Genomic DNA, 10,950 nt, shown 5'->3' on the forward strand with positions numbered 1-10,950 from the left:
GGCTTCACGTTTTACATGAATATCGGCTGGTGCATAGTTTTGATCAATACGGCTACCCAAATAACCTTCAGTCGGTACATCAAACAAACGCGATGCTAAAAGTGGATCACGACCAACTAATTCAGGCAATGTACTTTGAATAGCTTGAATATAGGTATCCGCAGAGTGATCTTCTAACAAAATACGTTCAAGCAAGGTTTGTGTTGCTTGCCATTGGTTAAAACCATTTGTTTCATGTTGAATTAAGAATGCTAATTCTTCATCACTGTAATCAAATACCAGATTTACAGGTGCAGAGAAATTACGTAGTAGTGAAACAACAGGTTGCTCAGTTACCCCTGTAAACTCAATAGCTGCCTCGTCTTGGTCAAACAAATACACGCCATCTTTAACACCATTTACAAATAGGCTTTCGCTTTGGAGCGTATATTGCTCTCCTGTTTTCGCATTAAATAATGCCAACGCTACAGGAATTGGGACAGCTTTTAAGTTTGGATATTTCGGATGCGCTTTTAGGCTTTGTTTAAAGCTTAGACGATAAGTTTGCGCTGCTGCATCATATTCACCTTTCGCTTCAAGCTTTGGTGTGCCTGGTTGGTTATACCAAGTTAAGAATGCAGATAAATCAACACCTGAACCTGCAGAGAGTGCAGCAACCCAGTCTTCAACAGTTACGGCTTGTCCATCATGACGGCGGAAATATTCATCCGTTCCCTGACGGAATTTTTCTTTACCCAGTAATGTCGACATCATGCGGTTAATTTCCGCACCTTTTTCATAAACAGTCGCTGTATAGAAGTTATTAATTTCGACAAAGTGGTCTGGGCGTGGAGGGTGCGACAATGGACCTGCATCTTCTGGGAATTGATGCGATTTAAGAACAGCGACATCGTCAATACGTTGAACCGCAGCAGATTGTAAATCTTCCGAGAAAGATTGATCACGGAATACCGTTAAGCCTTCTTTTAAGCACAACTGGAACCAGTCACGACAAGTAATACGGTTCCCTGTCCAGTTATGGAAATATTCATGGGCGATCACAGACTGTACACGCATAATCGCTGCGTCAGTTGTGTATTCTTCATCGGCAAGTACGCATGAGGTGTTAAAGATATTTAAACCTTTATTTTCCATGGCACCCATGTTGAACTGGCTCACCGCAACAATCATATAGTTGTCGAGATCATAGGCACGGCCATAGTGCTCTTCATCCCAGCGCATAGAATGTTTTAAAGCTTCCATTGCGATATGGCATTTTGGAATGTCTTTCTCAATGGCATAGATTTCTAAAGCAACATCACGCCCTTCCGAAGTCGTATAGCGGTCTTTCAATACGGCTAAATCACCAATCACACAAGCAAACAAATAGCTTGGCTTTTTAGTCGGGTCTTGCCAGATCGCAAAGTGACGGTTTTCACCAACTTCACCTGTTTCAAGCAAGTTACCATTCGCAAGTAAAACCGGATATTTTTTGTCTGCTTCTACACGTGTAGTAAAAACTGAAAGTACGTCTGGACGGTCTGGATAGAACGTAATTTTACGGAAACCTTCAGGCTCATTTTGCGTTACAAATAAGTCGCCAGCTTTATATAAACCTTCAAGCTGAGTGTTGGTTTCTGGGTGAATAATCACTTGAGTTTGTAAAATGACTTCATCTGGTGCATCAGTGATCACCAGTTGTTCACTATCGAGTGAATATTGTGCAGGAGTAAGATCTTGGCCATTGAGCTGAATAGATTGCAACTCAAGATCACGGCCCAGTAGTACCAAGTCTCCAGCAGTTTGACGCTTCATGACCAATGTTGAATCAACAATTGTTTTATCGTCATAAACTTGAATATCAAGATTAATTGATTCAACCAAGAACGCAGGTTTTTGATAATCTTTTAAATAAACTGTTTGATCTGCCTGAACTGGAGGCTGCGCCGCAATATTCATCTTTATTCCTTATATACTTTTGGAAACCGTAGTACGAATTTTATGAACTTGATCATACACATTCATACATACTGTGTTTGTTTACCTTTATAAAATTAATGGGACTTGATTTATACATTTCAAATTAGAATCGTCTTTTATTAGCACAGATTAGACCAAAATTACGATAATCGCTGCTTATATAATCAATCTATACAATAAAAATAAAACTCCTTTCGCTTTTAACATTTTTGAGGAGCTGCTTACATTTTGGGCATGGTTCTTGCCTTATCTAATATACCAGTATAAGTATTTCAATCAGAACAAGAGGAACTCACTATGGAATTAAAAGCTTATTTACATCGACTAGAAAACATTAAAGCGATTCATGATCTAGATGCAGCAGGACTCGACCATCATGTAATTGCCGTGTTCTTGTCTGCCGAAGGTATTTCAATGACTGCTCAGGAGGTAACCACTATCGTTAATACGTATGACGCCTTAGGTAAAGTGAAATTACCAAGTAAAAAAGTGCAGGCACTGATCAATGCCAAAAAACTTGGACAAAATGATGAGACCTTGCCGTGCCCTGTTTAATCTTAACTTTTAACCTCTTATAAAAACCTAAAGTCAAAACAAAGACTTTAGGTTTTCTATTTTTGCATCAAACAAAAAGACAATCTCATCTATCGGCAATGCGGCTGTGTATAATAGGTCAGTCATGATTAATTTAAACGTTCGGAGCGAAATGGCCTTACAAATTCTACAAAAACAGCTAGATGAAAGTAGCCATTGCCCTCTCTGCCAAGCGTCGATGTACTGGGTAGATGCCGAACAATTTGAGCAAGACGTTCAATTTCATGAATGTAGCCATTGCCAACACCGTGTATTTAAAGACACAAAAATGACATGTCATTGCGACCAATGCACTAAACAAAGAAAAAAGCTTTTACAGCAGACCAGATTACAAGAACAACGCCAGTTTAAGTCAAAAGACCAGCCACAACGCAGTTTGGAACAACTGAGTTTTTTACATAAACTTTTTTTATTGAGCCTACTTGATGACTATGCTCGTGATGACGTTGCACATGACGAATACATTCACTGGGACCAGATAAAATATCAGCCGATTACCCCCAACTGGATGTTCCAAAGCCATCTGATTAAACAGCTTCATAAAGATGGGATTTTAAATGCACAAGATCAAACCGATGAACCACAGTGCTTTTATTTAAATATTCGTCTAGATGGTTATAGCGACCCGAGTTTATTTAGTGTAGCTCAGCAATTACGCCACTGGTTCTATGAAAACCTAAGTCTTGGTATTCCATTTCGTAGTGCCGATGAAGTGAAAGACGTGCTGTTTCAGGTGCTCTATCAAGAAATTATTCAGTTCACTCAGTTCTATTGCCGAACTTGGGGTATCCAAATTGCAGGAAGCTCTAATTTTCAAGCCTTTTGCTACCGTTTAATGGACTCATTGGCGATTGGTCAAATTTATTATCTTATTCAGACTGCACTTGAATATCTTTATAAACAAAAGGCACTACAGCCACGAAATGAAAAGTTTATTAATACCAATCTATTAAAGAAAACTTTAGAGCAATATCGGGAACGAGCTTTGGCTGAAAAGTGGGAAACTTCGATGTTGCCCCGCCCTTACAATATTCCTTACAGTAAAATGAGCCATATATTATTTAACCGCTTTTTAGGTTATGACGAACAGATATTTGTACAACCTGTATGGAAAGCATGGCGAAAAATCGAACCTCGTTTAAACTTTTACTCGGTTAAACGTTGTATGTACTGTGGTTCAAATGATCTAAGCGTGGACTATGATGCAGCAGATTATGTGTCGTTGATTTGCCAAAATTGCAAACATCAAGATCACTATTTTACCCGTTAACTTTCTTATCTCTGGCTTAATAAGGATTATCAGATGACTTCGACATCCAACCTCATTGAACAGGTGATTGAAGCTTGGCAAAACATGCAGGCAAAAACGCCGCTGGTACAATGTATTACCAACAGCGTTGCTGCCAACTACACCGCCAATGTATTACTTGCTTCCGGTGCTTCACCTGCCATGATTGATAATCCTTATGAAGCAGAAAGCTTTACCAAAATTTCATCGGCTTTAAGCATTAATTTAGGTACACCGACTTCAGAGCAAATGCAAGCCATGCAAATCTCTGCCAAGACCGCACAGCTTAACAATATTCCTTGGGTACTTGATCCGGTAGGCTATGGCCCAATTTTAGCTTGGCGCAGTCAAATGACAGACGAGCTTTTACAATTCAAGCCAAGTGTTATTCGTGGTAATGCTTCAGAAATCAGTACGCTTGCAGGCAATCAAGTTCAATCTAAAGGTGTAGACAGCACTTTAAGTAGTGATCAAGCCTATCAACAAGCTGTTTCTCTCTTAAAACATGCAAGCTGTATCGCTATTTCTGGCGAGTCAGACTATATCTTGTCTCATGAAATAGATGCAGTGATTCAAGTAAACGGCGGAAGTCCTTTACAACCTAAAATTACTGCAACTGGCTGCGCTTTGGGTGCATTAATTGCTGCATATAGCGCCGTGACGACACCAACCATTGCAGCTCTTTCAGCTCATGTTCATTTTGCAATTGCAGGTAAACTTGCAGCAAATCAGGCGCAAACTATGGGAAGCTTTAGTAGCATCTTTATGGATTATATCCATATGTTAGATGACAACCTGATTGAACAATATGCAGATATCAAACTTTTAAACATACAGGCATAACCTAAGCTATGCCTGTATCATCCTAGACTCACTTTAAAAGTAAGTAAATGTCGGTAATAAGGTCGCACTCGTTCACTTCATGCACAAAGTTGTGATAGTGAAAGAAAACCGGATAATCCCCTGCTTCTTCTGGTTGCTCAGGTAACCAGTTTCTAAAGATGTAATAGACGCTATCTTTAATCTGGTCATGGCTACCAAAATGTCTTACGGTTGCATAACGCCCCGCAGGAATTTCACCTGTTTGTACGCCGTAACTATTTTCAGGTACCGCCTTTTCAATTGAACCTGCTATATCAAACCGAAACTCGTCAGCTGGTGTCTGATCGGGGTCAGCAAAAGGAATACCATAAGTTTTAGACTTAGTTACAGGCGATAAGCCAGTTTCTTTACGCCAAGCAATAAACTGCGCAGCAGTTTCCAAAACTTTATCGGGACTTCCTAAATGTGATAGATAGGCAATCTTTTCAGCAGGTCGCTCAACAATATTTACATTCATTTTTAGCTCACTTTTTGGAATCGTAAAAACAAACTTCTGGTGCCAAGATTCCCAGTCTGGTTTATCTCTAAAAGCCCGAGGAGTTTGATCAAATGAACGCTTAAATGCACGAGTAAATGCCTCGGGACTGTCAAACCCTGCTTGCAAGGCAATCTCAATAATTTTGAGATCGGGTTCAAAAGCCAATTGAAAAGAGGCCCGCTTTAAACGAGAAAGTTGGATAAATTTCATCACATTTAAACCAACGTGAATGGCAAAAATACGATGAAAATGAAACTTAGATAAGGCCGCAATCTGGCTCAACCGATCGACATCTAGGTCTTCATCTAAATGTCTTTGAATATAATCGCAAACCAGTTGCAGCTTTTGTGTATATACAGCCATACATTTATGTCTGTTCATTCGATAGCACTACTTTTACATAGTACTCATTGCTATTCTTGATCGAAATTGCGCTTTTTAGAGTTATACAACTTGCTTAAAATAATCGTCTCTTGGCATGTCGATAATCTCAACACACAATTGAATTTCTTTATTAAACTCTTGTGGTAGATATTTTTTGTTGCTGAGCGCCGCTAATAATTGCTCACCCACAAGCTGTTTTTGTTCAGCAGTTCTTCCCGACAAAATATAGGCTTTTACATGGATATAGGCTTGATCAACCCCTAAGCCAATCAGAAAAACCTCATCTCTACGCGCACGACTTTTAATGTCTTCTGGACTAAACAACTCTGTTTCAATCAACGTGGTATTAATTTCTTCAAGTAATTGTTTTGCATTTAGTCCAGTTAAGTTATCTGAATAATCAACTACAACGTGCGGCATAGCCACCTCAATTTATATAATAAGTCATTAAGCCCATTAAACTTTATTCAATAAATAATAAAGCTAATCGAACCTGATCATATCCCATTCGAGGGCTGGTTGCTTCAACAATTGGTCTTAGTTTGATCGAACCATCATCAGAAAAATGATCCGGATTTTGGCGTTTTTTCAACTTCTTATAAATTTTACGCACTTCTTCGACCACTTCTTCACCAGGATGGGCAACCGAAATATCTAGCTTTTGTTCTTTATGCAGTCGAGCCAAGTGATTAATAATGGTTGCAGGTGTTAGACCACGTTCATGTGCAATATCTTCAATTTCGTAGCCTTCTTCAAACAATGCACGAGTTTCGTCCAAAGTCGCTGAGGCGTAATTTTGCTTCTCGCCTCTCGCTAGTTTTTTCTCATTTCTTGAAATTTCAGTTTCATTTAAGGTTCCACCACAATGACGAATAAAGGCTTTATGTTGAGCCGTTAAATCGACATTAGCAAAATTATCTTCGGCTTCTTTAGAAAGTTCTTGAAAACGGCGATCAGCTTTTACAGCCAGACTATCTAACTCCAAAGCTTGTTCATTAAAACCTAATAATTTTAACCCTGTTAAAGACTTCAAACGTGAGAGCGCAACATAACCTTGCCCTTTTTCAAAGGTATGCATCAGGTTAATTTCGGCAGCTTCCAAAGTCATACCTTGGCTTTTATGAATGGTAATCGCCCATGCCAAACGAAGTGGAATTTGCTGGAAACTTGCAATGACTTTTCCTGCTTCATTTTCAATTGACCATGTTTCAGGCGCTACCAGCAAAGTTGTACCATCGGTTAATTTTACTTTTGGCAATAACCCATTTTCGTCATCTTCTTCAAAACCGATCACCTCACCTAAACTTCCGTTGATATAACCCATATCAAAGTTGTTTTTTACAAACATGACTTTGGCATGCTTTTTAAGTGTGAGTTCTTCCGGAGCACGAACTGAAGATTTCAAAGTTTCTAATAATTTTTCATTACCATCTAAAACCGCATTAAATTGATGTCCTTCATTATCAATTTCATTTAAGTGCTGATAATTGATATTGTCGACATCCATGTTATGCGTATAAAGACGAGTAAAGGTTTCGCCAATGTCATGAGTACGGGATTGATGCAAAGCTTGCAAATGCTCGGTTTGAATACTTTGCGCACGAATCGCATTTAATATCTTATTCAGAATTTCATCATCTTGGCGATGTTGTTCTGTTAAATAACATACCCGAAATTTGGCTTCGACCCATGCATCAGACATAAAACAGAACTTGTCACGATTGGCTTCACCATTACGGCCTACAGGTGGCAACTGGAAGAAATCTCCAGCTACAATCACTTGAATGCCACCGAATGCTTCATCACTTTCTTTAAAATATTTTAAAACCTGATTGACCAGATTAAGTTGCTTCGCATGGAGCATTGAGATTTCATCAATCACAAGAACTTGCGCGTTTTCAAGGTGTTCCTTGAGATATTTACGCTCTTTCATCCGTTTCAAGTCATCGTCAGTTAGATGATCTTTGATGCCAATACCAGCCCATGTATGAATTGTCATGCCATTCATATGCGTTGCAGCAATACCGGTAGATGCTGTAATCGCTACAGGTACTTTACGCGCTTTTAGGTAATGGATGTACTGATTGAGTGTATAGGTTTTCCCTGCACCAGCCGAACCGGTTAAAAAAACATTTTCACCTGCTTTTAGCAGTTTAAGTGCAGTTTCCTGTTTCATAATCTCATATGTACATCTTCAACAGCCCATAGCTTAACGATTTTCCCGAAAAATTTAAATGAATGAGCTAAACTTTCTATAAAAACAATATAAATCAATAACTAATATCAAGTCGGTATTTGGTAGGTTTTTGGTAGGTAGGAAAATAATCTACACATTACAATACTAAGGCCATGGTGAGGCTCACCTGTAATAACAAACAATGGATTTATGGAAAAAGGAATCACTCCATGGCTTTTAAAAATATTGCAGATCAAACAAACGGTTTTTATATTCCTTGCGTATCACTCTTTGGACCAGGATGTGCCAAAGAAATTGGAACAAAGGCGCAGAACCTCGGCGCAAAAAAAGCATTAATTGTGACCGATGAAGGGCTATTTAAATTTGGCGTTGCAGATCTTATCGCAAGCTATTTAACCGAAGCAGGCGTAGCGAGCCATATTTTCCCGGGCGCGGAACCTAACCCAACCGATATTAATGTCCACAACGGTGTGAATGCCTATAACGAAAATGGCTGTGACTTTATTGTGTCGTTAGGCGGTGGCTCATCTCATGACTGTGCAAAAGGGATTGGCTTAGTGACTGCAGGTGGTGGTCATATTCGTGACTACGAAGGCATCGATAAAAGTAAAGTCCCAATGACGCCATTAATTGCAGTCAATACAACGGCTGGTACGGCATCTGAAATGACTCGTTTCTGTATTATTACCAATACCGATACTCACGTAAAAATGGCTATCGTGGACTGGCGTTGTACTCCACTTATTGCGATCGATGACCCGAAACTCATGATTGCAAAACCAGCTGGTTTAACCGCTGCAACAGGTATGGATGCATTAACCCATGCAGTTGAAGCATATGTTTCTACAGCAGCAAACCCAATTACTGATGCGTGTGCAGAAAAAGCAATCACCATGATTAGTCAATGGTTACAACCCGCTGTCGCAAATGGTGAAAACATCGAAGCTCGTGATGCGATGAGCTATGCGCAGTACTTGGCTGGTATGGCATTTAACAATGCATCTTTAGGTTATGTTCATGCAATGGCACACCAGTTGGGCGGGTTCTACAACCTACCTCATGGTGTATGTAACGCAATCTTGCTACCACATGTTTGTGAATTTAACTTAATTGCTTGTCCAGATCGTTATGCAAAAATCGCAGAATTAATGGGTGTAAATACCCACGGTCTCACCGTAACAGAAGCTGCGTATGCTGCAATTGATGCCATTCGCAAACTGTCTTCTTCAATTGGTATCCCATCTGGCTTAACAGAACTTGGCGTAAAAACTGAGGACCTCGCGGTGATGGCCGAAAATGCTCAAAAAGATGCATGTATGCTGACCAACCCACGTAAAGCAAACCATGCACAAGTTGTGGAGATTTTCAAAGCAGCACTTTAATACTGATGTAACGCTATGTTCCTGTAGTAAGTCAAATCCCTCCGACCGTTGACTTACTTTTTGGGGAATACTTAGCTCCAGCGGTATTCCCTTTTTTTTAAAGCCTATACTCCAACCTTCTCTAAACCTGATTGACAATTTGCCCATTTCATTGAAGGATACTCAACATGACTTAATGACAATAGCTCGATAAAAATGAATACATCTACAGCTAAACACAATTATGCCCCAGATATTTTAGGTGCCGGCTATGAGCAGCTAACGCTCAACTTTCCAGATGATTATGAAGGTAAAGTTGTAGCCACCTTAGTTCGTAAAAAAGCCACTCAACCAACTCAAAAAGCGGTACTTTATATTCATGGTTTTTTAGATTATTTCTTTCAAACCGAAATGGCCGAGCAATTCAATGCCCATGGTTATGACTTCTATGCACTCGATTTAAGAAAATATGGCCGCTCAAAACTGCCTCATCAAATTTTCTATAATGTGCTCGATTTAAATGAATATGATGCCGAAATTACTCAAGCATTAGAGATTATTGGCCAAGAAAAACATACACAAGTTTTACTTGCAGGTCACTCAACAGGCGGCTTAACGGCAACGCTTTATGCTGCGCATCATCCTGATCATCCCCTCATTAAAGCACTCTGGGCGAATAGTCCGTTTTACGATTTTAATTTAAGCTTAGTCGAAAAGAAGTTTGGTATTCCAATGCTCAGTCGAGTAGGAAAATATCTGCCAAAAGTTAAATTTCCAAGCCAACTGAACAAATGGTACACCACCAGTCTTCATAAGCAGCTTAAAGGTGAATGGGATTTCAACCTCGATTGGAAACCAACCTCTGCCCCGACAGTTCAACTCAGCTTTGTACATGCAATTCATACTGCGCAAAAAGAAATTCACCGCGGTGTTAAATTGAATATTCCAGCCCTGATTATGCATTCGCACCAAACTAAAAACCCACGCAAATGGGGACCCGATGCAACTCAAAGCGATGTCATTTTAGACGTTAAAGACATTGCTAAATTTGGGAAAAAAATGAAAGGCGATGTCTCAGTTGTCTCTATTCACAATGGTTTACACGATTTAGTCCTTTCGGCCCAGCCAGTACGGGAACAAGTCTATCAGCAACTATTCCAATGGCTGGATCAAAAAGTCACCTAACTTAGCTTAGGTGAGTCAATATATTTCACTAGCAATTGATGCGCAGGATGTTCACTCGGTAATAACTCCATAAGACGTTCTACCGCATCGATTGCTTCAGGGAAATGAGCTAAATGCTTAAGTAATAAATCTGTTTCTTGTGTTTTAAAAATCGCATCACTTAAGCGCGACTCAAGGCAGTCACGCCATGCACACAGAAACGGACTTTCGGTTTTTGCCAGAAATACGCCTGTATAAAGCTGCAATGCAGAGGCGACATATCCAGCATCAAGCGCTTGTTCAGCTTGTAAAAAATCGGCCTCAACATGCACAAGTAACCGATATGGACGTGAACCAAGCAAACCTCCCAATATATCTCGCAATTGAGACATTTCAGCTTTAAGCGTACCCATGCTTACTTTACGCTCACCATAAAGTGCCTGATAGAGATGCTCTAAGGTTAAACCATGTGGACATAGTGCCAATATCGTTAAAATTTCAATTTGACGCGGCGTCAATAATAAACTTTTGCCGTTAAATTTGACTTGCGGCGTCGAAAATGCCCGGATGTGTAAGTGCTGACGCTGTTGTTCTAACAAGGCAGATTGAATAATGGAGGCACAACGCTCAGCGGCCAAAATAC

General features: G+C 39.8%; 10 protein-coding genes. 5 read left to right on the forward strand and 5 right to left on the reverse strand.

The window, feature by feature from the left end; translation table 11 throughout:
* A partial coding sequence (gene pepN, locus C1642_RS13770; RefSeq protein WP_103236452.1) for an aminopeptidase N occupies positions 1-1,938 on the reverse strand: 1,938 nt, incomplete at its 3' end.
* 318 nt (positions 1,939-2,256) lie between these two features.
* On the opposite strand from pepN, the gene C1642_RS13775 reads away from it, so the two are divergent.
* From C1642_RS13775 to thiM, 3 genes are all read left to right on the forward strand, one after another.
* The gene (locus C1642_RS13775) at positions 2,257-2,514 is read left to right on the forward strand and encodes a hypothetical protein (protein ID WP_000420541.1); all 258 of its coding nucleotides are present in this window, start codon (positions 2,257-2,259) and stop codon (positions 2,512-2,514) included.
* A gap of 151 nt (positions 2,515-2,665) precedes the next feature.
* Positions 2,666-3,823, forward strand: a complete 1,158-nt coding sequence (locus C1642_RS13780; protein ID WP_001207853.1) for a hypothetical protein — start codon at positions 2,666-2,668, stop codon at positions 3,821-3,823.
* Between the two features lie 33 nt (positions 3,824-3,856).
* Positions 3,857-4,684, forward strand: a complete 828-nt coding sequence (gene thiM / locus C1642_RS13785) for a hydroxyethylthiazole kinase (RefSeq protein WP_103236453.1) — start codon at positions 3,857-3,859, stop codon at positions 4,682-4,684.
* Positions 4,685-4,712: 28 nt separating this feature from the next.
* Here the strand turns inward: thiM and C1642_RS13790 are convergent, their stop codons facing one another.
* The 3 genes from C1642_RS13790 to C1642_RS13800 form a co-directional block, all read right to left on the reverse strand.
* Entirely contained in the window at positions 4,713-5,564 is an 852-nt protein-coding gene (locus C1642_RS13790) for an AraC family transcriptional regulator (RefSeq protein WP_000312223.1), read from the reverse strand.
* Between the two features lie 81 nt (positions 5,565-5,645).
* Positions 5,646-6,005, reverse strand: coding sequence for a 5-carboxymethyl-2-hydroxymuconate Delta-isomerase (locus tag C1642_RS13795; RefSeq protein ID WP_079548748.1), 360 nt, complete (start codon positions 6,003-6,005; stop codon positions 5,646-5,648).
* A 43-nt stretch (positions 6,006-6,048) separates the two neighbouring features.
* Complete coding sequence (locus C1642_RS13800) at positions 6,049-7,761, reverse strand: AAA family ATPase (RefSeq protein WP_002124462.1); 1,713 nt, start codon at positions 7,759-7,761, stop codon at positions 6,049-6,051.
* Positions 7,762-7,991: 230 nt separating this feature from the next.
* Between C1642_RS13800 and mdh the strand changes: the two genes are divergently transcribed.
* The gene (gene mdh / locus C1642_RS13805; RefSeq protein WP_000874704.1) at positions 7,992-9,164 is read left to right on the forward strand and encodes an iron-dependent methanol dehydrogenase; all 1,173 of its coding nucleotides are present in this window, start codon (positions 7,992-7,994) and stop codon (positions 9,162-9,164) included.
* Positions 9,165-9,359: 195 nt separating this feature from the next.
* Entirely contained in the window at positions 9,360-10,328 is a 969-nt protein-coding gene (locus C1642_RS13810) for an alpha/beta hydrolase (RefSeq protein ID WP_001098142.1), read from the forward strand.
* On the opposite strand, the gene C1642_RS19455 is transcribed toward C1642_RS13810, so the two are convergent.
* A partial coding sequence (locus C1642_RS19455; protein ID WP_228153890.1) for a helix-turn-helix domain-containing protein occupies positions 10,325-10,950 on the reverse strand: 626 nt, incomplete at its 5' end. The genes C1642_RS13810 and C1642_RS19455 overlap by 4 nt on opposite strands.

It is taken from the genome of Acinetobacter sp. AKBS16 (assembly GCF_002899995.1).
Classification (GTDB): domain Bacteria; phylum Pseudomonadota; class Gammaproteobacteria; order Pseudomonadales; family Moraxellaceae; genus Acinetobacter; species Acinetobacter baumannii.